Here is a 19,992-nt window from a genome sequence, read left to right on the forward strand (position 1 = left end):
TCCCATGCTTTCGCCAACGAACTTTCCAGCCGGTTACGGTCTACGTCAAGCTGCTTACACAGCGCTCGTCGCCACCGATCCTGACGTCAAGATGGCGTTACTGGCGGCAATGGCGCCAACGTTGCCGATCGAGGCGGCGCTGAGCGTACACCGCCTCCCGGTGCCCGGCCGACCGGCACGTCCGCTGCTGGTCGAGCCACAGCAGCTCGTACAACGCAACGTGGCTTCCGATGAGGGGCGGGCCGCATTGCTGCATGCCATCGCGCATATCGAGTTCAATGCGATCAACTTGGCGCTCGATGCAATCTATCGTTTTGATGGCATGCCATCGGGGTATTACATCGATTGGTTGCAGGTGGCGTGCGAAGAGGCGTTGCATTTTTCGCTGCTGGTCGGGCATCTGGCGACCTTGGGCCATGCCTATGGCGATTTCCCGGCGCACAACGGCCTGTGGGACATGGCGCTCAAGACAGACCACGACGTCATGGTGCGCATGGCGCTGGTACCACGCATCCTGGAAGCGCGGGGGCTCGACGTGACCCCGGGCATCCAGCAGAAGCTCAGGCAGGCAGGCGATGCACGCGCCTGTGAAATCCTGGATGTGATCCTGCGCGACGAGATCGGCCATGTCCGCATCGGCAACCGCTGGTATCACTGGTGCTGCGCGCAGCGCGGGCTGGAGCCGGTGGCGAACTTCGTCACGCTGCTGCGCACGCACGAGGCACCACCGCTCAAAGGTCGACTCAATTATCCGGCGCGGCGCGCGGCCGGTTTCAGCAGCGAGGAGCTTGCGCTGATCGAGTCACTCAAGGGATGACAGGACAGCGTGCGGCAGCGCAACGCTGCCGCCGCGGTCAGCCCAGCACGATTTCCAGATCGGCGCGCTCGCCGCTCGCGTCATTCAAGGTGCCCAGCAGCTCGTCGAACTGCGGGCCGAGCAAGGGCGCCGACTGCAGGCAGCCACGCCAGACGATGCGCACCGGGCCGGGCAGGCTGCCGGTGAGCTGGTCGTGCAGCGCCTCCAGATTGCGGCCGAAGTCGGCTGGAAAGTCGAGCTGGCGGGCCAACTGGTCGTACACATCGTCCAGACTGCGGATCTGGGCCAGGGTGGCCTGTCTGGGTTCGGTCATCGTTTCATCCTCCTTGTTGTTGTGGCCGGCAGCCGGCGCTTCGATAAAGCGGTAGTCGGGGTCAATGGTGCCGCCCGCACGGTCGGTGCCACAGTCGCATCTGCCGGCACGCGGTCGCCGGGCGCATGCTCCGGCAGAACGGACGACAAGTCCCGCCCTGGCTGCCAGCCGGCCTGACAGGCCCGGCATGTGGCGGCGCACTGTGCAGGCAGGTGGGTGACTCACCAGGTTGTCTGGAATCCGGGCAAGCTGCTCCGCATCCACGGCACAGGTCGGCAGGAGCAGGATGATATCGCCTACACCGCTTTGGCGAGAGGACCAACGAGCAGGCGGCATCGGCTGGCGCCGGGTCGACAGGCCCAGCGGAGCGGTCGGGTGGACAGAGGATGTGCACTCAGAAGCCCGGCGTATCGTCCGCTGCTCGCGGTGTGAGCATCACCAACTTGAGTTCGTCATGGTCGACCAGCCGGAAGGTCACCTGCTGATAGAGCAGTCGACCATGCACGGGGTGGTGAAAGCCGCGTAGCCCGCCCTGGCGTTCCAGCACATCGTGGCGGCGCCAGTAGTCGGCGAATTCGGCGCTGCCGGCGGAAAGCCGCGCGATGAACTCCTCGAATCCCGGCTCTTCCAGGCTGGCACGGCTGTCGGCGCGGAACTCGGCGACTAGCCGGCGCGCGCGCGCCTCCCAGTCTTCCACCAAGGTACGCGCGCCGGGATGGAAAAACACATAGTCGAGCAGATTGTAGGGCCCGGCGCCGTCGAGCCAACCGACGAACAGATGTGCCGCCTCGGCATTGAAGGCCAGTACATCCCAGTATCGTCCCAGCACGTAGGCGGGCATGGCAATGCGCGACAGCAATTGGGCCAGCAGCGCCTCGGTCAGCGCGGGTTCTGCCGCCGGGGGGCTGGGGTCGCGGCGCCCGGCCAGTTCGAACAGGTAGGCGCGCTGGGTACGGTCCATGCGCAACGCCTGCGCCAGCCGCTCCAATGCGTCGCTGGAGACATTGATGTCGCGGCCTTGCTCGATCCAGGCATACCAGGTGGGGCTGATCGCTGCCAGCTGCGCGACTTCCTCGCGCCGCAGGCCCTGGGTGCGACGCCGGCTGCCGGCCGGAAAGCCGAAGGCCACCGGATCGCATTTGCGACGCAGTGTCGCAAGGAAATCGCCAAGTTCCTGGCGGCGGATCGACATTGCAGACTCGCTTTATCCTGTTGCTGGTTAGTATTTATACCAGGATAACTGGTGGTCTTGTATGACAGCGCCAATCCGCATAACCTCGCCGCATCGATAGCCCGTCAAATGGAACCCAGCCGATGAGCGCACAGACGCTGTACGACAAGTTGTGGCATTCGCATGTCGTCCGTGAGGAAGCGGACGGCACCTGTCTGATCTACATCGACCGCCACCTGGTGCATGAGGTGACCAGCCCGCAGGCGTTCGAAGGATTGAGGCTGGCGCAGCGCCAGCCCTGGCGCAACCGTTCGGTGGTGGCGACCGCCGATCACAACACGCCGACCGACCACTGGGACGAAGGCATCAAGGACCCGATCAGCCGGCAACAGGTGGAAACGCTGGACGCCAACATCAAGCATTTCGGTGCGTTGGCGTATTTCCCGTTCAAGGACCGGCGCCAAGGGATCGTGCACGTGGTCGGCCCGGAAAACGGCGCCACCCTGCCGGGCATGACCGTGGTCTGTGGTGACAGCCATACCTCGACCCATGGCGCCTTCGGTGCGCTGGCCCATGGCATCGGCACCTCTGAAGTCGAACATGTCCTGGCGACGCAGACCCTCGTCGCCAAGAAATCCAAGGCGATGCTGGTCAAGGTAGAAGGCCGGCTGGGGCAGGGCGTGACAGCCAAGGACGTGGCACTGGCCATCATCGGCAGGATCGGCACGGCGGGTGGCAACGGCTACGCGGTGGAGTTCGCCGGCAGCGCGATCCGCAGCCTGAGCATGGAAGGCCGCATGACCCTGTGCAACATGGCGATCGAAGCCGGGGCCAGGGCGGGCATGGTGGCGGTGGACCAGACCACCATCGACTACGTGAAAGGTCGTCCGTTCGCGCCGAGCGGCGCGGACTGGGAGCAGGCAGTCGCCTACTGGCGTACCCTGGTCAGCGATGAAGGCGCACGCTTTGATCGCGTGGTCGAATTGTCGGCCGAGGAGATCGCGCCGCAGGTGACCTGGGGCACCTCGCCCGAACAGGTGGTCGCGATCGGCGCACACGTGCCGGATCCTGCCGAGCAGGGCGATCCGGTCAAGCGGGACAGCGCCGAGCGCGCGTTGCAATACATGGGCTTGCAGGCCGGTACCGCGATCAGCGAGATCGCGATCGACAAGGTATTCATCGGCTCGTGCACCAACAGCCGGATCGAGGATCTGCGTGCCGCGGCCGCTATCGCCAAGGGGCGTACCAAGGCGGCGAACGTCAAGCTGGCACTGGTGGTGCCGGGCTCGGGGCTGGTGAAGGCGCAGGCGGAGGCTGAAGGGCTGGACCGGATCTTCATCGCGGCGGGTTTCGAGTGGCGCGAGCCGGGCTGTTCGATGTGCCTGGCGATGAACGCCGACCGGCTGGAGCCGGGCGAGCGCTGCGCCTCCACGTCCAACCGCAATTTCGAGGGGCGGCAGGGGCAGGGCGGGCGCACCCACCTTGTCAGCCCGGAAATGGCCGCTGCGGCCGCCATCGCCGGCCACTTCGTCGATGTCCGCACTTTTGCCTGATGCACAAGGAGATTGGTGATGAAACCGATGTTGCTGGCATTGCTGGCTGCGTTGTCGGTGGTGACGCTGTCGGCGTGCAATACCATGAACGGATTCGGCAAGGATCTGAAAAAGCTGGGCGACCAGATCGAAGAGAAGTCGGCGAAGTAAAGGGATACAGATGAAACCATTCACCCAACTCAACGGCCTGGTCTGTCCGCTTGACCGTGCCAATGTCGATACCGACGCGATCATCCCCAAGCAGTTTCTCAAGTCGATCAAGCGTTCGGGCTTCGGCCCCAACCTGTTCGACGAGTGGCGCTACCTGGATCATGGCGAGCCGGGCATGGACAACAGCACGCGCCCGCTCAACCCGGACTTCGTGCTCAACCTGCCGCGCTACCAGGGCGCGCAGGTGCTGCTGGCGCGCGAGAACTTCGGCTGTGGCTCCAGCCGCGAGCACGCGCCGTGGGCGATCGAGGACTATGGTTTCCGCGCGCTGATCGCGCCAAGCTTTGCCGATATCTTCTTCAACAACTGCTTCAAGAACGGCCTGTTGCCCATTGTCCAGCCGGCCGAGGTGGTGGATCGGCTGTTCAGCGAGGCGGAACAGACAGAGGGCTACCGGCTCGCGATCGATCTGCAGGCGCAGACGCTCACCACGCCGTCGGGCCAGTCGTTCCAGTTCGAGATCACGCCGCACCGCAAGCACTGCCTGCTCAACGGGTTGGACGAGATCGGGCTGACGCTGGCGCACGCCGATGAGATCCGCGCCTTCGAGGCGGCGCACCGCGCACGCCAGCCCTGGCTGTTCGTCTGACCTTACGGGCGGCGGTCCGTGCCCATTGTTGGGCAAGGTCAACCAGCGCCGCCCGCGGCCCTTTATACTAGCCGGGTTAATCACTGAACCTGTCCCAAAAGCGTAGAAGACCATGATCCTGCATAAATTCAAGAACCAGAGCGATCTCGACCGCGCCGCTGCCGATCTCATCATCTCGGTGGTGCGGGCCAAGCCCAACGCCGTCCTTGGCATGGCCACCGGTGGCACGCCGGTCGGCCTGTACAAGGAGATCGTCAAGACCTACCAGCAGGGGTTGGTGAGCTTCCGGGAAGTGAAGACGTTCAACCTGGATGAATACGTCGGGCTGCCGGTCATCCACCCGGAAAGCTATCGCGCCTTCATGCAGCGCAACCTGTTCGACCATATCGACATCCAGCCCGAGCACACCCATGTGCCGAACGGCAATGCGCCCGATGTCGATGCCGAATGCCGGCGCTACGACGAGATGATGTATCAGCAGGGTCCGGTCGATCTGCAGCTGCTGGGCATCGGCCACAATGGCCACATTGGTTTCAATGAGCCGGATACGCAGCTGTCGCGCTTCACCTACAAGGTCACCCTCAAGGCCGAGACGCGCGAAGCCAACAAGCGCTTCTTCAACAGCCTTGACGAAGTGCCGACCCACGCGGTGACGATGGGCATGGGCTCGATCATGCAGGCACGCATGATCCTGCTCGTGGTGAAGGGCCAGGAAAAGGCCGAGGTCCTCGACCGTACCCTCAACGGCCCGATCACCACCCAGGTGCCGGCCTCGCTGTTGCAGACCCATCCGCGCGTGATCGTGATGACCGATTGCGATGTGCAGTACAAGGTCTCGCACTGACCTTGCCCGTTTTTGACCCTGGCCCAAATCCCACGACCCGGGGTTTGGGCTTTTCTTTGGATCGCAGAAGATGAAGATTCTCGTTCTCCCCGGCGACGGCATCGGCCCAGAGATCGTCGCCCAAGCCAAGAAGGTGCTGGCCGCGCTGCAAAGCGACGGCCTCGGACTGGAACTGGAAGAGGCGCCGTTGGGTGGTGCCGCCTATGACCAGTACGGTGCCCCTTACCCGGAGTTCACGCAAAAGCTGGCTCGCGAAGCCGATGCCATCCTGCTTGGCGCCGTCGGCGGCCCGCAGTACGACAAGCTCGACCGGCCGTTGCGCCCGGAGCGCGGGCTGCTGGCGATCCGCAAGGATCTCAACCTGTTTGCCAATCTGCGTCCGGCCATTCTGTATCCGGAGCTTGCCAACGCGTCCACGCTCAAGCCCGAGGTGGTCAGCGGCCTGGATATCCTGATCGTGCGCGAACTGACGGGTGACATCTATTTCGGCCAGCCGCGCGGTGTGCGCATCAACGAGGCGGGCGAGCGCGAAGGCTTCAACACCATGCTGTACAGCGAATCCGAGATTCGCCGGATCGGCCATGTGGCGTTCCAGGCTGCCCGCAAGCGCAATCGGAAGCTGTGCTCGGTGGACAAGGCCAACGTGCTTGAGACCACCGAGTTCTGGAAGGAGATCATGATCGATGTCGCGCGCGACTATCCGGATGTCGAACTGAGCCACATGTATGTCGACAATGCTGCGATGCAGCTGGTGCGCAATCCCAAGCAGTTCGATGTGATGGTGACCGGCAACATCTTCGGCGACATCCTTTCGGATGAGGCCTCGATGCTCACCGGCTCGATCGGCATGCTGCCTTCGGCATCGCTGGACGCCGACAACAAGGGGCTGTACGAGCCGAGTCACGGCTCGGCCCCTGACATTGCAGGAAAGGACATTGCCAACCCGTTGGCCACCATCCTCTCGTTGGCGATGCTGCTGCGCTACAGCTTCTCGGCGGAGGAGGCGGCACAGCGTGTCGAGCGCGCAGTCAAGGCAGTGCTTGCCAAAGGGCTGCGTACCGCGGACATCTACGAAGCGGGTACGGAGAAGGTCAGTTGCTCGGCCATGGGCGATGCCGTGGTCGCTGCCTTGTAATAAAACTGCACGCTTGGCGGAAACGGGCGCCCCGGCGTCCGTTTTTCATTTACGCTAGTGCTCGTTTCCCACCGTTGCCACCGCTGACCGATGCGCCGTCTTTTTTGCCTGCTGTTGTTATTGAGCGGCTTTGCCCATGCCGCCGAGCCGCTCAAGCTGACCCTGGCTGAATATCCACCTTTCATTGGCGATCAGCTGCCGGGGCAGGGCCTGCTCACCACGGCGGTGCGTGCGGTGTTCGAGCGTGCCGGGTATCAGGTGCTGCTGCTGCCGACGCCGAACAATCGGGCGATCGAATCGGCCAGGCAAGGCGAGGTGGATGGCAGCCTGGGCTGGGCCCGCAGCCCGGAACGCGAGCGCGACCTCTACTACAGCGCGCCGGTGATGAACCTGCGGATGGTGTTCTGCCAACGACGTGGCACCAGCCATCCATGGCAACGGCTGCTCGACCTTGCCCCTTATCGCATCGGTGTGACGCTGGGCAACTTCTATTCGGACGAGTTTGCAGCGCTGAGCCGTGCGCATCGCCTGCAGGTCGATGCCGCACCGTCGGATGTGGCCAATCTGCGCAAGCTGGCCGCCGGACGCATCGACCTGTTTCCGATCGACGCCGAGGTCGGTGCCTATCTGATGCAGCGCTACCTTGATCCGGTGCAGCGCGAGCGGCTGGTCTGCCCGAACAAGGCGTACTGGACCGCACCACTGCATGTGGTCATTTCCCGCAGGCACCCGGATGGGCCGACCATCATTGCCGATTTCAACCGCACGCTGGACGGGATGCAGCGCAGTGGCGAATTCGCGCAGCTGATCGATACCACCCGCAAGTGGATCGCCGGCAACTATTGACGCGGTACGCCGGCTTTGCCGGCTGCCCCTGTGCCCGCTTGCCGACCTGCGCACCGGCGGCGCGGCGCCTAGATGCGCTCCAGCGCCAACAGCTCGTCCACCGTCTGCCGCCGGCGGATCAGCCGTACGGTCCCACCGTCGACCAGCACCTCGGGAATCAGCGGGCGCGTATTGTAGTTGCTGGACATGCTGGCGCCGTAGGCACCTGCGTCATGGAAGACCACGAAATCACCCACCGTCGCCTGCGGCAGGGCGCGCGGTGCAACCAGACCGCCTTCGGCCTGGGTGAATACATCGCCTGATTCGCACAACGGGCCGGCCAGGACGGTTGCGCGGGTAGGGCCGTCCTTGAGCACGCCTGCGCCATCCAACAGCGTCACCTCATGATGGCTGCCGTACATGGCAGGGCGCATCAGGTCGTTGAAGCCCGCGTCGCACAGCACAAAATGGTTGTTGCCCACGTCCTTGAGCGCACGCACCTCGGCGATCAGCTTGCCCGATTCGGCGACGAGAAAACGGCCCGGCTCAATCTCCAGGTGCACGGCGTGACCCAGATGGGCCTCGATCTCCTTGCGCGCCCGGTCCCACAGGCTGAAATAGTGGGCGGTATCGATGCGCTCACCGCCGACACGGTAGGGGATGGACAGACCACCGCCGGCCGAGATCGCCCGGATAGCGCGGCCGCTGGCCTTCACCTGGGCCACCATGGCATCGCACACCTCGGCCAGATGGCCATAATCGACCCCGGAGCCGATATGCATATGCAGGCCGACCAGATCAAGCCCGTAGCGGTCGATCAGGGCATAGGCCTCGGCCAGATGCGCATGCCAGATCCCATGCTTGCTTTGTTCGCCGCCGGTATTGGTCTTCTGGCTGTGGCCGTGGCCGAAGCCGGGATTGATGCGCAGCCATACCCGGTGCCCCGGATGTGCCTCGCCCAGCTGCTGCAGCATCTGCGGGCTGCCGGCGTTCACCGGCACATTGAGCTCGACCACCCGCTTGAGCGTGGCGTGATCCAGGAGATCGGCGGTGAACACGATGCCGCTGTCGTCATCCCTGCTGTCGTAGCCGGCTGCCACCGCCCGTTCGATCTCGCCCAGCGAGACCGCATCCACCTTGACGCCGGCCTCGCGCATCAGCTGCAGCAGGTGGATGTTGGAACAGGCTTTCTGGGCAAAGCGGATCGTATCGAACTGCCGCAGCTCATCGATGCGCGCGCGGATGGTGGCCGCGTCGTACACCCAACTCGGGGTGCCATACTGCCGGGCGATGTCGACCAGTTGCGGGCCGTGGACGGATTTCATGCAAAGTGCTCCGGGATTAGGGGTCGGCGCGTATTCAAACAGAGCGCGTGCACGTGGTAAAACGATGTTTTCTTATTCGCCATCAGCAGCGCTAATGGGGATGGCAGGCCGGATCGCCTTGCCGTCTTCGCCTCATCATGCTCGATTACAAACTGCTTGAAGCCCTGGAAATGGTCGTGCGCGCCGGAAGTTTCGACGGCGCGGCCAAACGCCTGCATCTGACGCAGTCGGCGGTGTCGCAGCGGATCAGGCTGCTGGAAGAGCGCATCGGCGCCGTGCTGCTGGTACGGGATGCCCCGGTGCGGCCCACGCTTGCGGGCGAGCGGCTGCTGGCGCATGTGCGGCAGGTGCGCACCCTCGAACACGATCTGGCACAGCAACTCGAAGGCGAGGGTGCCGGCTGGCATACGCTGCGGATCGGTGTGAACGCCGACAGCCTGGCGATCGGCCTGCTGCCGGCCCTGGCACCCGTGCTGCGTGCGCATCGGATCCTGCTCGAATGCGTGGTGGACGATGAGTCCTATACACTGGATCTGCTCAAGTCCGGCGAGGTCAGCGGCTGTATCAGCACCCAGGCACAGCCGGTGGCCGGCTGTGAGGTGGTCACGCTTGGCGCGCTCGTGCATGTCTTCGTGGCTACGCCCGCATTCGCCCAGCATTTCTTCGGCGACGGGTTGACCCGCGCCGCGCTGACCCATGCGCCGGCAGCCGTGTATGGCCGCAAGCAAAGCCTGCACCGGCGCTGGTTGCGCGAGGCACATGGGCTGGAGGAGGGCGCCTATCCCAGCCACGCCATCCCCGATTCCAGCGCGCTCTACGCCGCCGCCTGCGCCGGGATCGCCTATGCGGTGGTGCCGCGCGTGCAGGCAGCCCCGCAGCTGGCGGACGGCAGCCTTTTGGCCTTGCCGGTGCCGCCGTTGCCGATCGCCCTGTTCTGGCATCATGCGACGCGGCAGAATGCGGCCGCCCAGGCACTCACCGAAGCCATGCAGACTTTTGCCGCACGCTTTGTCATGGCATGACGACCACCGGCAGGTGGCGGCATGCCGTATCTGCCGACGGAGGAAAACCCATGTCTGCCCGGATCGTGTTTCTCGACCGAGCCACCCTGCCTTGCACTGTCAGGCGTCCCGACCTGCCGCACCACTGGTGTGAGTTCGCAGCCAGCACCCCCGCCGAAGCCGCCGTACGGCTGCATGATGCCACCGTGGCCATCACCAACAAGGTGCCGATCACCGCCCAGGTGCTGCAGGCGGCGCCACAGCTGCAGCTGATCGCGGTTGCCGCGACGGGCTACAACATCATCGATCTGCCCGCCTGCCGCGAGCGCGGTGTGGCGGTATGCAACGTGCGCGACTATGCCGTGCACGGCGTGGCCGAGCATGCCCTGATGCTGATGCTGGCATTGGCGCGGCAACTGCCGGCCTACCGGGCCGATGTGGCGGCAGGCGCGTGGCAACGCGCGCCCGGTTTCTGTCATTTTGGTGCGCCGATGCGTGATCTGGCGGGCTGCCGGCTGTGCGTGGTCGGCGCCGGGGCGCTGGGTCAGGCCACGGCGCAGCTGGCCCGCGCCTTCGGCATGCAGGTGCATTTTGTCGAACGGCGAGGCGCCACCGCGGTGCGGCCCGGCTATCTCGACTTCGAAACGGCGTTGGCGAGCGCCGATGTGCTCAGCCTGCACTGTCCGTTGACGGAGGCGACACGCCATCTGATCGATGCCGCTGCTCTGGCGCGGATGAAGCCCGATGCCCTGCTGATCAATACCGCGCGGGGGGAGCTGGTGGACGAGGCAGCGCTGCTCGCCGCCCTGCGTGCACACCGTCTGGGTGGTGCCGGCCTGGACGTGCTGGGCGAGGAGCCACCGCGCAACGGCAATCCGCTGCTCGATGCCGCGTTGCCCAATCTGATCATCACGCCGCACGTGGGGTGGGCCAGCGCGCAGACCATGGCGCAACTGGCCGAGCAACTGACCGCCAATATCGAGGCGTTTTTGCAAGGTACGCCGCGTAACCTCGTCTGAGACGCCATCAAAGCAAAAGCCGCCCGGCATGCAGGCGGCTTTTGCTGGCAGCCGCGGCTTACTGCGCCGGGTCGCCGTTCACCACTTCGAGCACGGTCCACTTGCCGCCCTTGACGGTGTAGAGCGTGATGGCGCCGTTCTTGATGTCGCCCTTCTCGTCGAAGTTGATCTTGCCGGTCACGCCCTGGTAATCGGTCTTCGCCAGTTCGGGCAGGTACTTGGCCGGATCGGTCGACCCTGCCTTTTTCATCGCCTCGATCAGCACCTTGACCGCGTCGTAGCAGTAGGGCGCGTAGAGCTGCACGTCGGTGCCGAACTTCTGCTTGAACTTGGCGAGGAATTCCTTGCCGCCGGGCATGTCCTCCTTGGCCTGGCCGGGGCTCGACGAGATCTGGCCTTCGGCATCGGGACCGGCAAGCTTGATGAATTCCGGGGTCTGCGTGCCGTCACCGCCCATCACCTTGGCGTTGATGCCAAGCTTCTTGGCCTGCTTCTTCAGCGGCGCAGCCTGCGCGTCCATGCCGCCATAGAAGATCAGGTCCGGCTTGGCGCCCTTGATACTGGTCAGGATGGCATTGAAGTCGGTTTCCTGGTTGGTGGTGAATTCGCGCTTGACGATATTGCCGCCGGCCGCCTTGGCCGCCTTCTCGAACTCGTCGGCCAGACCCTGGCCGTAGGCGGTACGGTCATCGACGATGGCGATGTTCTTGGCGCCAAGCTTCTGCACCGCGTATTCACCGAGCACCTTGCCCTGCTGCGCGTCGTTGGCCATCACGCGGAACGCGGTCTTGAAGCCTTGTGCGGTATACGCGACCGCGGTGGCCGACGGCGATACCTGCGGGATGCCGGCATCCGAATACAGCTTGGAGGCCGGAATGGTGGTGCCGGAATTCAGGTGGCCGACGACACCCACCACTTTCTGATCGACAAAGCGCTGTGCCACGGTGGTCGCGGTCTTCGGGTCGGCCTGATCGTCCTCGGAGATCAGCTCGAACTTCACCTTTCTGCCGCCGATGTCGGCGCCGCCGGCTTCGTTGATCTCATCGATCGCCAGTTTGACGCCGTACTCGTTGTCCTTGCCAAGGTGGGCAATGTTGCCGGTCAGTGGTGCGGCGTGGCCGAGCTTCACCGTGTCGCCGTCGGTGCCGCCTTGCGCCGCAGGCGCCTGGGCCGGCGCGGATGCCGTGGAGTCGGATGCAGGCTGTTGCTTGCCGCATGCGGACAAGGCCAACACGGCCGCCGCGATCAGGCTGTAACGCGCGATGCTCATAGTGTTCCCCTCATGATGATGCCTATCTGTGATCTTGACTTACCGGCATGTTCCCCATAAGGCAGGGGGTCCGATCAGCCCAGCGATGATGAGTAGAGGGGAGAAACACTGTCAAATCCGGCTTTTCCCGGATGACACACAAATCCAACAGTGGTCAATCCAGTGAAAGCCGCGTGTCATACCATCAGATCGATATGCTGGATCGCACCGCCGTCGCCATGTTCGCCCAGCCAGACGCCGGAGGCGCGGACCTGACCCAGAGCACGGTTGTCGCCATCGGTCAGCATGAAGTCGGCACGCGCGCTGCCAAGGTAGATCGCCCCGATGCCCAGTTCGGCCAGACTCAGCATCCGGTCGTTGCCGGCGTCGTCCTTGAGCCAGACACTCAGCTTGCCCCAGACTGCATCGCCCTCGTCGATCCAGCCATTGCCGTCCACGTCGTGCTGTGCGAGATCGGCGAATCCATTGCCCGAGCGTGGGCCGAACAACTCGTTGCCGTCGTCCACCCGGCCGTTGCCGTCCTTGTCCAGCGCAAGAAAGCCGCTGCCTTGCCGCAGCCGGGAGAGCTGTTCGGTGCGTCCGTCCGCGTCCAGGTCGAAGGTGAAGGTCTGTGCGGACAACTGATCCGCACTGCCGTCCAGATTGATCACCAGCGGATCGCGCGCCTGCCGCACCGGGGCGCCGGACTGGAGGGTGATGCTGCGCTCGCTGCGGTAGCTGCGGGTCAGTGCCAGTTCCGCGCTGAAGGCGATTTCGCGGCCATCGGCGGTCTGGACGATGCCGTCGGCGGTGAAGCGGGCCGATTCGAATTCCGTGATCGTCTCGGTGGCACTGAGTGTGATTGCCGGGGGAGGGCGCGCGCCTGCGCCAGACAGGGCCTGCTGCGCGGCGGCACCGTCGAATTCGCTGACGCGCACAGGCTTGCCGGTGAAGGCTTCGAGCAGGCGGCGCAACAACGCGATGCGCCAATCACGCGGATGTCCAAGCGCTTCGGGGGTGCTTGGGCCCTGGGCTGGCGTTGGGGCAGACAGGGTGACTTTTTCCTGGGCGGGTCCGCTGTCCGGCTGCGCTGTTTCGCGGCTACTGACCGAGAGGCTGGTGCTGTGCTGATTGAAGGCGACGCGTTCGGCGGCGACATTGACGCTGGAGTCGATGATGCGCATGGCGGCGATCCTGGCGAAGATGTCATCTTCATCGGCCGCCGCCGCCGTTTCTTGAGGCGGGTTCCGCCATGTTGCGCAAATGCCCTAGCAATAACCCTGCTCGGCAAAGGAGACCACCTTGTGCCCGGCGACCAGGAAATGATCGAGCAGCCGGATGTCCAGCAGCGCCAGGGCGCTGCGCAGCGCGATGGTGAGTTCGATATCGGCCTGCGACGGCACGGCGCGCCCGGAAGGATGGTTGTGCGCCACGATCACCGACGAGGCGTTGAGCATCAGTGCGCGCCGCGCCAGTTCGCGAGGATAGACCCGGGTTTCCGAGATGCTGCCCTGGGCCAACTGCTCGGAGGCGATCACCCGGTTGCCGGTATCCAGGAAGATCGCGACAAACACCTCGACGGGCCGGCCGCGCAGCCACAGCGACAGATAGTTCCGTACCTCGTCCGGCGAGCTGAGCGCGTCGCCTTCCTTGAGCTGTTCCCCCAAGGCGCGCCGCGACATCTCCAGCACTGCCTGCAACTGCGCGAATTTGGCGCTGCCCATGCCCGGCACTGCGGCAAACTCCGCCTGCGGCGCGGCAAAGAGCGCATTGAGCGAGCCAAAGCGCGTCAGCAGCGCCCGCGCAAGGTCGACCGCGGTGGCGCCCGAACAGCCCACCCGCAGGAAGATCGCGAGCAGCTCGGCGTCGGACAGGGCGATGGCGCCATGCTGCAGCAGCTTTTCGCGCGGGCGTTCGGCCAGGGGCCAGTCGGTGATCGGCATGGTTTGGTTTACACTTTGCACAATGATTGCAATCGGTATAAGCAAAGGTCAGCGATGAAGCAAAAACGCATCGTGCTTGGGGTGACTGGCGGCATTGCCGCTTACAAGGCGGCGGAACTGACGCGCCTGATGGTCAAGGCGGGATGGGACGTGCACGTGGTATTGAGTGCAGCGGGCGCCCAGTTCGTGACTGCGACAACCTTTCAGGCCTTGTCCGGCAACCCGGTCTTCACCGACCAGTGGGATGCGCGTCCGGCCAACAGCATGGCGCATATCAACCTCACCCGCGGCGCTGACGCGGTATTGGTGGCACCCGCCACAGCCGACGTGCTGGCCAAGCTCGCCCACGGGCTGTGCGACGATCTGCTGACCACGCTGATCGCCGCCCGCGATTGCCCGCTGCTGCTGGCACCGGCGATGAACCGGCAGATGTGGGAGAACCCGCCCAACCGGCGCAATGTGGCTCAACTGCGTGCGGACGGGGTGGCGGTGCTTGGACCGGCCGCGGGCGAGCAGGCGTGTGGTGAGGTGGGCGAGGGCCGGATGCTGGAGCCGGCACAGATCATGGAGCGGCTGGAGGCATTCTTCCAGCCCAAGCTGCTGGCGGGACGGCGGGTCCTGCTGACGGCGGGGCCGACGTTCGAGCGCATCGATGCGGTGCGCGGGATCACCAATTCCAGCTCGGGCAAGATGGGCTTCGCCGTGGCGCGCGCGGCCTGGGAGGCTGGCGCCGATGTGACACTGATCGCCGGCGAGACGGCCCAGCCCACGCCCCCCGACTGCCGCCGCATCGACGTACGTTCTGCACAGGACATGCTGGCCGCGGTCGAGCGCGAACTGGACGGCACCGACATCTTCATTGCAGTGGCCGCGGTGGCGGATTACTACGTGCTCAACCAGAGCGAGCACAAGATCAAGAAGGATGCGCACATCCTGACACTGGAACTGGCGCCCAACCCCGATATCCTGGCCAGCGTGGCGTGTCGCGACAACCCGCCGTTCTGCGTGGGATTCGCCGCCGAATCGGAAAACCTGCTCGAATACGCCGATGCCAAGCGCCGGCGCAAGCAGCTGCCGCTGTTGGTGGCCAACCTGGTGCAGCAGGCGATGGGGGCTGACGACAACGAGGTGATCCTGCTGGACGACGCAGGTGAGCACCGGCTGCCGCGCGGACCCAAGCTTGCCGTTGCCCGGCAATTGGTGGCGCACCTGGCCGGGTTGTACGCGCAGTGCGGTCCTGCATCCGGTCGGGCCGGCTGAACCCGGCACCGGCCAAGTACCAAGGCATTCGCTACAATCGCGCCATCTTCGTCTACCTGCGGACCGTTCCTGCCATGGCTACCCTGGACATCAAGATCCTCGATGCGCGCCTGCGCACCAACCTGCCGGCCTATGCCACTTCCGGTTCGGCCGGCCTTGACCTGCGTGCGTGCATCGACGCGCCGCTGGAACTGGCGCCTGGCGCCACCACACTCGTGCCCAGCGGCATGGCCATCCACCTGGCCGACCCGGGATTGGCGGCCATGATCCTGCCCCGCTCGGGCCTTGGGCATAAGCACGGCATCGTGCTGGGCAATCTGGTCGGATTGATCGACTCGGACTACCAGGGACAGGTGTTCGTCTCGGTATGGAACCGGGGTCACGGCAGCTTCACCATCCAGCCGCTCGAACGCATCGCGCAGCTCGTCGTGGTGCCCGTGGTGCAGGTGGCGCTCAATATCGTCGACGACTTCACCGGAAGCGAGCGTGGTGCCGGTGGCTTTGGCAGCACCGGCAAGCACTGACCTCAACGATTCCTGCTGCAGGGAGCCTTCATGGCCAAGCATTACAAGATCGCACCGCATGAAATCCGGCTTCTCGTCTCAGGCAAGGGCCTGTGCGTGGCAACCGACCTGATCACCGTGGAGGGGCAGCCGGTCGGCTACATGGTGCGCGAAGCCCCCGAGGACGAGAACGACAGCGGCTGGCGCTTTTTCGCCGGCAGCGAGGATGACCGTTACATCGACAACCCACGCAATTTCAGCCTGCTCGACGTGAACGTGATCGCCAACTACGACGAGGCCATCATCCCATTGCTGGACGCGCCGGTCGGCAGCGAATTCGACCGGGGCGACGACGGCGTTTTCTATGGCGCCGACCAATAGCGCCCGCTGTAGCGGAAATGGTCCGGAACGGACCTGGCAACCGCGGTCGACGGCCAGGGCTCTGGTCCGCCAGGGGGCGGCGCCTGGTGTTGCGGTCAAGCGCGCCTGATGCGCGGCGCCGCGATGGCGGAAGCAGGGTGACCGCGCGGCATCAGCGCGTGCCGTCTTTCGCCGTGGCGAACGGGTAGTCGGTGTAACCGGCGGCGCCTCCGCCGAAGAAGCGGTCGGTGTCGGGCTGGTTCAGCGGTAAAGCCTGGCGCAGACGCTCGGGCAGATCGGGGTTGGCGACAAAGGGACGGCCAAAGCCGATCAGGTCGGCCCAGCCGTTGTGCAATGCGGCTTCGGCGCGTTCGGCCGTGTATTTGCCGGCGTAGATCAGCGTGCCGCCGTAGATCAACCGCAGTGCCTCCTTGAATGCTGCCGGCATTTCCGGCGCGTCCTCCCAGTCCGCTTCGGCAATGTGCAGATAGGCGACACCGATGCCGTCCAGCAGCCTGGCCGCGCCCAGGTAGGTGGCTTGCGGGGTGTCGTCCACCGCGCCCTGCAGCGTGGTCAGCGGCGCCAGCCGTACGCCCACGCGTCCTTGCCCGACCACCGCGGTCACGGCTTCGGTCACTTCGCGCAGGAAGCGCAACCGGTTGGGCAACGGACCGCCATAGCCGTCGGTGCGCGTATTGGCCCGGGAGTCGATGAACTGGTTGATCAGATAGCCATTGGCGCCGTGCAGTTCGACCCCGTCGAAGCCGGCGTCCAATGCATGCTGTGCCGCGGTGGCGAAGTCCCTTACCACCTGGGCGATCCCGGCCTCGGAGAGCGCCTGTGGGGCCGAGTGCTGCACCATGTCGCCAACGCCCGCCTGCGGTCCCTGACCGGTTGGGTCGATGAAGACCTTGACCCCTTCGGCGACCAATGGCGACGACGACACCGGCGCGCTGCCGTCCGGCTGCAGCGACACGTGAGAGATCCGGCCCACGTGCCATAACTGCGCGAAGATGCGCCCGCCGGCCGCGTGCACGGCCTCGGTGACACGGCGCCAGCCAGCCACCTGCCCGGCGCTGTGGATGCCCGGTGTCCAGGCATAGCCCTGGCCTTGCTGGCTGATCTGAGTGCCTTCGGTGATAATCAGCCCCGCCGAGGCGCGTTGCGCGTAGTACTCGGCCATCAGCGCGGTGGGCACATTGCCGGCGCCGGCGCGCGAGCGGGTCATCGGCGGCATGACAATGCGGTTGGGCAGTGTCAGCCCGCTCAGGCGATACGGTGTGAACAACATGGCTCAGGGCTCCTGGGAAGAAGTGGGGTCAGACGCTGCGCCAAGGCCGGGCAGCAGGGCGTCCGGCTCGACCGCATCGGCCATCGCCCGGTTGCCTTCATCGCCCGGGTGCAGCCGGTCTCCCGAATCGAAGCGCGCTGCAATGCGTGCCGGGTGCTGCGGATCGCGCAGCGCCGCATCGAAATCGATCACGGCATCGAATGCGCCGCTGTGGCGTATCCAGTCGTTTACGTGATGGCGCAGCGCATCCTTGTCCGGATGGTAGTAGTCGGCCAGCGGTGTGCCGGGCAGCGCACCCTCGAACGGCAGCAGCGTGGCGCCCGCCACCCGCAGGCCACGGCTGCGCGCCTGCTCGATCAGTTGGCGGTAGCCTGCCGTCATTGTTGCCAGCGTCGGGCGCTGCGCGCCCCGCGCAAAGGCGGTGCCGGGCCAGGCGATATCGTTGATACCCAGCAGCACGATGACGCTTTTGACGCCCGGCTGCGCCAGCACATCGCGTTCCAGCCGCGCCAACGCATTGACGCCCATGCCGTCGGACAGCAGCCGTGCGCCGGAGATGCCGGCGTTGACCACGGCCACCCCCTTGGGCGCCAGGCGCGCCGCCAGCAAGTCCGGCCAGCGGCGATCCTGATCCAGGCTGGCGGTGGCGCCGTCAGTGATGGAGTCGCCCAGGACCGCGACGGCATGTGCAGCCGACATGGTCTCGACCTGGATTCCTGTCAGCAGCAGGCGTGCCGTGGTGCGCTGCCAGGTGTGGTCCGGCAGGCGCAGCGTGCTGGCTCCGGTCTGGTCACCCGCGACGATCCAGCCTGTCTGCCGGCCATCCCAGTGAAAGGTCGTCACCGGCGTGGTGTGCGGCAGATGGAGGCTGACGACCACCCGGCTCAGTGCCGCCACCGGCAAGGCCACCGGATCGCTGATCAGCGACGCGCCGGGGGCGATCGTGGCCGTTTCCCGGCCGCCGAAGGTCACGGTGCGCATGCTGTCGCCGGCTACGGCGCCGTCTTCACTGTCGGCGCGAGGGCGTGCAACCGTGGCCTTGCCCAGGAAAAGGGGCTGCTGTCCATAGACGTTGGACAGCACGATACGCAGCCGCGGGCCACCCAGGCTGATACGGGCGACCTGACGCACTGTCTGATCATGCAGCGTGGCGGGGACATTGGTGGGAAAGAGAAACCCCGGTCCCCAGACCGGCTGGGGGCTGGCCTGCCAGCTTGAAACCCATGCCGTCGGGGATGCCTCTGCCTCGACCGGTGGTGCGGCGGACAGGGGGCCGGCCAGCAGCGCCGCCGTGAACCCTGCAACGGCCGCGGCAAGGGAAAGCAATCTGTTCAGCTTTTTCATGATGTGGGTTTCAAGGTTCATCTGAAGACCCATCATGGATTTGACGACAGGTTTTGAATATATTGGCCAGAGGCATATCATTTGTGAATCAAATTCACAAAAGGCATCGGCATGGCCAGACTGGAGGTCAACCGCTCCGGCGAATTGGAAGTATTCGTGCGGGTGGTCGAGCTGGGCGGTTTTTCCGCCGCCGCCCGTGCATGTGGCATGACACCCTCCGCAGTGAGCAAGCTGGTCGGGCGGCTGGAACAGCGTCTGCGAACGAGGTTGTTGAACAGATCCACCCGACAGTTGCAGCTGACGCCGGAAGGCTGCGCATTTTATGAGCGTGGCATGCGCATCCTGGCCGATCTGGAAGAGGCCGAGCGCTGCGCCGGCGCGTGTACCACGCCGCGAGGCCGGGTGCGGATCAATGCCAACGTGCCCTTCGGGCACCATTTCCTGCTACCGCTGGTTCCCGAGTTCCTGGCGCGCCATCCCGATGTGACGCTGGACATCGTGCTGACCGATGAAGTCGTCGACATCCTGGAGCAGCGCACTGACGTCGCGATACGCGCCGGCCCGATGAAAAGCTCGAACCTGATGGCGCGCAAGCTGGGCGCCACGCGCATGGTGATCGTGGCTGCGCCAGGCTACCTGGCGCGTCATGGCACACCGACCACGCCGCAGGAACTGCTGGCGCATAACCGCCTTGGCGCGAACTACGTGCGTGCCCGATCCGGTTGGCCGCTGCGGCACGATGGCCAGGACAGCACGGTCGCTGTGACCGGCAACGCGCAGGCGAGCGATGGTGAGGCACTGCGATATCTGGCGCTGGCTGGGCTGGGCCTCGTGCGCATCGCGGCCTTCCAGGTACGCGACGACATCACCGCCGGCCGGCTGCAGCCGGTGCTGGAGGACTGCAATCCGGGCGACCTGGAGGAAGTGCACGCGGTCTATGTCGGGCAGGGCGGCTTCATGCCGCTGCGTGTGCGGGCGCTGCTGGATTTCCTGGTCGAGCGGGTCCGCATCTGAATAGGCTGTCCCCAGGGGCGACAGTGACCGGGCCACTGCGATACCGGGCGTGCTCTGCCTACACCGCCGCCGGGCAAGGCTGCTGCCCCGCCCAGCCGGCAACGTCGAGAACAGCACCGTGCGGCGAGCTTTTTCTACATCAGGCAAAGCCAGGCTGCCGCATGGCGCCGGACTTTGCTGTGCTGGTTGTTCCGGCTTCAAGCACTGTGCCTGATACGCGACGCGC

Annotated in this window: 21 protein-coding genes; 13 read left to right on the forward strand and 8 right to left on the reverse strand. The window is 65.3% G+C overall.

Annotation, left to right across the window (positions count from 1 at the left end; translation table 11 throughout):
* Nucleotides 1–4: 4 nt before the first annotated feature.
* On the forward strand, nt 5–817 hold the full coding sequence (locus N8I74_RS11910; RefSeq protein ID WP_263123326.1) for a ferritin-like domain-containing protein: 813 nt from the start codon (nt 5–7) through the stop codon (nt 815–817).
* 37 nt (nt 818–854) lie between these two features.
* Here N8I74_RS11910 and N8I74_RS11915 read toward each other — a convergent pair whose 3' ends face one another.
* Together N8I74_RS11915 and N8I74_RS11920 are read right to left on the reverse strand one after the other, a co-directional pair.
* The gene (locus tag N8I74_RS11915; RefSeq protein WP_263123327.1) at nt 855–1,130 is read right to left on the reverse strand and encodes a barstar family protein; all 276 of its coding nucleotides are present in this window, start codon (nt 1,128–1,130) and stop codon (nt 855–857) included.
* Between the two features lie 394 nt (nt 1,131–1,524).
* Nucleotides 1,525–2,322, reverse strand: a complete 798-nt coding sequence (locus tag N8I74_RS11920; protein ID WP_263123328.1) for a helix-turn-helix transcriptional regulator — start codon at nt 2,320–2,322, stop codon at nt 1,525–1,527.
* A 122-nt stretch (nt 2,323–2,444) separates the two neighbouring features.
* Here N8I74_RS11920 and leuC point away from each other — a divergent pair, with 122 nt between their 5' ends.
* The 6 genes from leuC to N8I74_RS11950 all read left to right on the forward strand — a co-directional run bounded on the left by leuC (nt 2,445) and on the right by N8I74_RS11950 (nt 7,478).
* Complete coding sequence (leuC, locus tag N8I74_RS11925) at nt 2,445–3,854, forward strand: 3-isopropylmalate dehydratase large subunit (RefSeq protein ID WP_263123329.1); 1,410 nt, start codon at nt 2,445–2,447, stop codon at nt 3,852–3,854.
* 18 nt (nt 3,855–3,872) lie between these two features.
* Nucleotides 3,873–4,004 carry an entericidin gene (locus tag N8I74_RS11930; RefSeq protein WP_263123330.1) on the forward strand — a complete coding sequence of 44 codons (132 nt, stop codon included), beginning with the start codon at nt 3,873–3,875 and terminating at the stop codon, nt 4,002–4,004.
* A 10-nt stretch (nt 4,005–4,014) separates the two neighbouring features.
* Nucleotides 4,015–4,653: a 3-isopropylmalate dehydratase small subunit gene (leuD, locus tag N8I74_RS11935; RefSeq protein ID WP_263123331.1), complete on the forward strand. Its 639-nt coding sequence runs from the start codon at nt 4,015–4,017 to the stop codon at nt 4,651–4,653.
* A 112-nt stretch (nt 4,654–4,765) separates the two neighbouring features.
* Nucleotides 4,766–5,497 carry a glucosamine-6-phosphate deaminase gene (gene nagB / locus N8I74_RS11940; RefSeq protein WP_263123332.1) on the forward strand — a complete coding sequence of 244 codons (732 nt, stop codon included), beginning with the start codon at nt 4,766–4,768 and terminating at the stop codon, nt 5,495–5,497.
* Between the two features lie 70 nt (nt 5,498–5,567).
* Entirely contained in the window at nt 5,568–6,632 is a 1,065-nt protein-coding gene (gene leuB / locus N8I74_RS11945) for a 3-isopropylmalate dehydrogenase (RefSeq protein WP_263123333.1), read from the forward strand.
* A gap of 90 nt (nt 6,633–6,722) precedes the next feature.
* Nucleotides 6,723–7,478, forward strand: coding sequence for a substrate-binding periplasmic protein (locus tag N8I74_RS11950; protein WP_263123334.1), 756 nt, complete (start codon nt 6,723–6,725; stop codon nt 7,476–7,478).
* A 68-nt stretch (nt 7,479–7,546) separates the two neighbouring features.
* Here the strand turns inward: N8I74_RS11950 and lysA are convergent, their stop codons facing one another.
* Complete coding sequence (gene lysA / locus N8I74_RS11955; protein ID WP_263123335.1) at nt 7,547–8,782, reverse strand: diaminopimelate decarboxylase; 1,236 nt, start codon at nt 8,780–8,782, stop codon at nt 7,547–7,549.
* 137 nt (nt 8,783–8,919) lie between these two features.
* On the opposite strand from lysA, the gene N8I74_RS11960 reads away from it, so the two are divergent.
* Together N8I74_RS11960 and N8I74_RS11965 are read left to right on the forward strand one after the other, a co-directional pair.
* Nucleotides 8,920–9,804: an ArgP/LysG family DNA-binding transcriptional regulator gene (locus N8I74_RS11960; RefSeq protein WP_263123336.1), complete on the forward strand. Its 885-nt coding sequence runs from the start codon at nt 8,920–8,922 to the stop codon at nt 9,802–9,804.
* A gap of 50 nt (nt 9,805–9,854) precedes the next feature.
* Nucleotides 9,855–10,802, forward strand: a complete 948-nt coding sequence (locus N8I74_RS11965; RefSeq protein ID WP_263123337.1) for a D-2-hydroxyacid dehydrogenase — start codon at nt 9,855–9,857, stop codon at nt 10,800–10,802.
* 58 nt (nt 10,803–10,860) lie between these two features.
* Here the strand turns inward: N8I74_RS11965 and N8I74_RS11970 are convergent, their stop codons facing one another.
* From N8I74_RS11970 to radC, 3 genes are all read right to left on the reverse strand, one after another.
* Complete coding sequence (locus N8I74_RS11970) at nt 10,861–12,072, reverse strand: branched-chain amino acid ABC transporter substrate-binding protein (protein ID WP_263123338.1); 1,212 nt, start codon at nt 12,070–12,072, stop codon at nt 10,861–10,863.
* Between the two features lie 176 nt (nt 12,073–12,248).
* Nucleotides 12,249–13,235, reverse strand: coding sequence for a hypothetical protein (locus N8I74_RS11975; protein WP_263123339.1), 987 nt, complete (start codon nt 13,233–13,235; stop codon nt 12,249–12,251).
* Between the two features lie 84 nt (nt 13,236–13,319).
* Nucleotides 13,320–13,994 carry a RadC family protein gene (gene radC / locus N8I74_RS11980; protein ID WP_263123340.1) on the reverse strand — a complete coding sequence of 225 codons (675 nt, stop codon included), beginning with the start codon at nt 13,992–13,994 and terminating at the stop codon, nt 13,320–13,322.
* Nucleotides 13,995–14,048: 54 nt separating this feature from the next.
* Here radC and coaBC point away from each other — a divergent pair, with 54 nt between their 5' ends.
* The 3 genes from coaBC (at nt 14,049) to N8I74_RS11995 (ending at nt 16,138) form a co-directional block, all read left to right on the forward strand.
* Nucleotides 14,049–15,254: a bifunctional phosphopantothenoylcysteine decarboxylase/phosphopantothenate--cysteine ligase CoaBC gene (coaBC, locus tag N8I74_RS11985; protein WP_263123341.1), complete on the forward strand. Its 1,206-nt coding sequence runs from the start codon at nt 14,049–14,051 to the stop codon at nt 15,252–15,254.
* 74 nt (nt 15,255–15,328) lie between these two features.
* On the forward strand, nt 15,329–15,778 hold the full coding sequence (dut, locus tag N8I74_RS11990; protein ID WP_263123342.1) for a dUTP diphosphatase: 450 nt from the start codon (nt 15,329–15,331) through the stop codon (nt 15,776–15,778).
* Nucleotides 15,779–15,808: 30 nt separating this feature from the next.
* A complete protein-coding gene (locus tag N8I74_RS11995) occupies nt 15,809–16,138 on the forward strand; it encodes a DUF2185 domain-containing protein (protein WP_263123343.1) in 330 nt (109 codons plus the stop codon).
* Between the two features lie 151 nt (nt 16,139–16,289).
* Here the strand turns inward: N8I74_RS11995 and N8I74_RS12000 are convergent, their stop codons facing one another.
* Entirely contained in the window at nt 16,290–17,408 is a 1,119-nt protein-coding gene (locus tag N8I74_RS12000) for an alkene reductase (RefSeq protein ID WP_263123344.1), read from the reverse strand.
* A gap of 3 nt (nt 17,409–17,411) precedes the next feature.
* Nucleotides 17,412–18,752, reverse strand: a complete 1,341-nt coding sequence (locus N8I74_RS12005; RefSeq protein WP_263123345.1) for an SGNH/GDSL hydrolase family protein — start codon at nt 18,750–18,752, stop codon at nt 17,412–17,414.
* Nucleotides 18,753–18,863: 111 nt separating this feature from the next.
* Here N8I74_RS12005 and N8I74_RS12010 point away from each other — a divergent pair, with 111 nt between their 5' ends.
* Nucleotides 18,864–19,766 carry a LysR family transcriptional regulator gene (locus N8I74_RS12010; protein ID WP_263123346.1) on the forward strand — a complete coding sequence of 301 codons (903 nt, stop codon included), beginning with the start codon at nt 18,864–18,866 and terminating at the stop codon, nt 19,764–19,766.
* The last annotated feature ends 226 nt before the right edge of the window (nt 19,767–19,992 follow it).

Origin of the sequence: Chitiniphilus purpureus (assembly GCF_025642115.1) — a bacterium.
Lineage (GTDB): Bacteria > Pseudomonadota > Gammaproteobacteria > Burkholderiales > Chitinibacteraceae > Chitiniphilus > Chitiniphilus purpureus.

Excerpts from the sequence above, each read along its gene's own strand:
- N8I74_RS11910 (WP_263123326.1), top strand. The coding sequence starts at position 5 with ATGCTTTCGCCAACGAACTTTCCAGCCGGTTACGGTCTACGTCAAGCT.
- N8I74_RS11915 (WP_263123327.1), bottom strand. The coding sequence starts at position 1,130 with ATGACCGAACCCAGACAGGCCACCCTGGCCCAGATCCGCAGTCTGGAC.
- N8I74_RS11920 (WP_263123328.1), bottom strand. The coding sequence starts at position 2,322 with ATGTCGATCCGCCGCCAGGAACTTGGCGATTTCCTTGCGACACTGCGT.
- leuC (WP_263123329.1), top strand. The coding sequence starts at position 2,445 with ATGAGCGCACAGACGCTGTACGACAAGTTGTGGCATTCGCATGTCGTC.
- N8I74_RS11930 (WP_263123330.1), top strand. The coding sequence starts at position 3,873 with ATGAAACCGATGTTGCTGGCATTGCTGGCTGCGTTGTCGGTGGTGACG.
- leuD (WP_263123331.1), top strand. The coding sequence starts at position 4,015 with ATGAAACCATTCACCCAACTCAACGGCCTGGTCTGTCCGCTTGACCGT.
- nagB (WP_263123332.1), top strand. The coding sequence starts at position 4,766 with ATGATCCTGCATAAATTCAAGAACCAGAGCGATCTCGACCGCGCCGCT.
- leuB (WP_263123333.1), top strand. The coding sequence starts at position 5,568 with ATGAAGATTCTCGTTCTCCCCGGCGACGGCATCGGCCCAGAGATCGTC.
- N8I74_RS11950 (WP_263123334.1), top strand. The coding sequence starts at position 6,723 with ATGCGCCGTCTTTTTTGCCTGCTGTTGTTATTGAGCGGCTTTGCCCAT.
- lysA (WP_263123335.1), bottom strand. The coding sequence starts at position 8,782 with ATGAAATCCGTCCACGGCCCGCAACTGGTCGACATCGCCCGGCAGTAT.
- N8I74_RS11960 (WP_263123336.1), top strand. The coding sequence starts at position 8,920 with ATGCTCGATTACAAACTGCTTGAAGCCCTGGAAATGGTCGTGCGCGCC.
- N8I74_RS11965 (WP_263123337.1), top strand. The coding sequence starts at position 9,855 with ATGTCTGCCCGGATCGTGTTTCTCGACCGAGCCACCCTGCCTTGCACT.
- N8I74_RS11970 (WP_263123338.1), bottom strand. The coding sequence starts at position 12,072 with ATGAGCATCGCGCGTTACAGCCTGATCGCGGCGGCCGTGTTGGCCTTG.
- N8I74_RS11975 (WP_263123339.1), bottom strand. The coding sequence starts at position 13,235 with ATGCGCATCATCGACTCCAGCGTCAATGTCGCCGCCGAACGCGTCGCC.
- radC (WP_263123340.1), bottom strand. The coding sequence starts at position 13,994 with ATGCCGATCACCGACTGGCCCCTGGCCGAACGCCCGCGCGAAAAGCTG.
- coaBC (WP_263123341.1), top strand. The coding sequence starts at position 14,049 with ATGAAGCAAAAACGCATCGTGCTTGGGGTGACTGGCGGCATTGCCGCT.
- dut (WP_263123342.1), top strand. The coding sequence starts at position 15,329 with ATGGCTACCCTGGACATCAAGATCCTCGATGCGCGCCTGCGCACCAAC.
- N8I74_RS11995 (WP_263123343.1), top strand. The coding sequence starts at position 15,809 with ATGGCCAAGCATTACAAGATCGCACCGCATGAAATCCGGCTTCTCGTC.
- N8I74_RS12000 (WP_263123344.1), bottom strand. The coding sequence starts at position 17,408 with ATGTTGTTCACACCGTATCGCCTGAGCGGGCTGACACTGCCCAACCGC.
- N8I74_RS12005 (WP_263123345.1), bottom strand. The coding sequence starts at position 18,752 with ATGAAAAAGCTGAACAGATTGCTTTCCCTTGCCGCGGCCGTTGCAGGG.
- N8I74_RS12010 (WP_263123346.1), top strand. The coding sequence starts at position 18,864 with ATGGCCAGACTGGAGGTCAACCGCTCCGGCGAATTGGAAGTATTCGTG.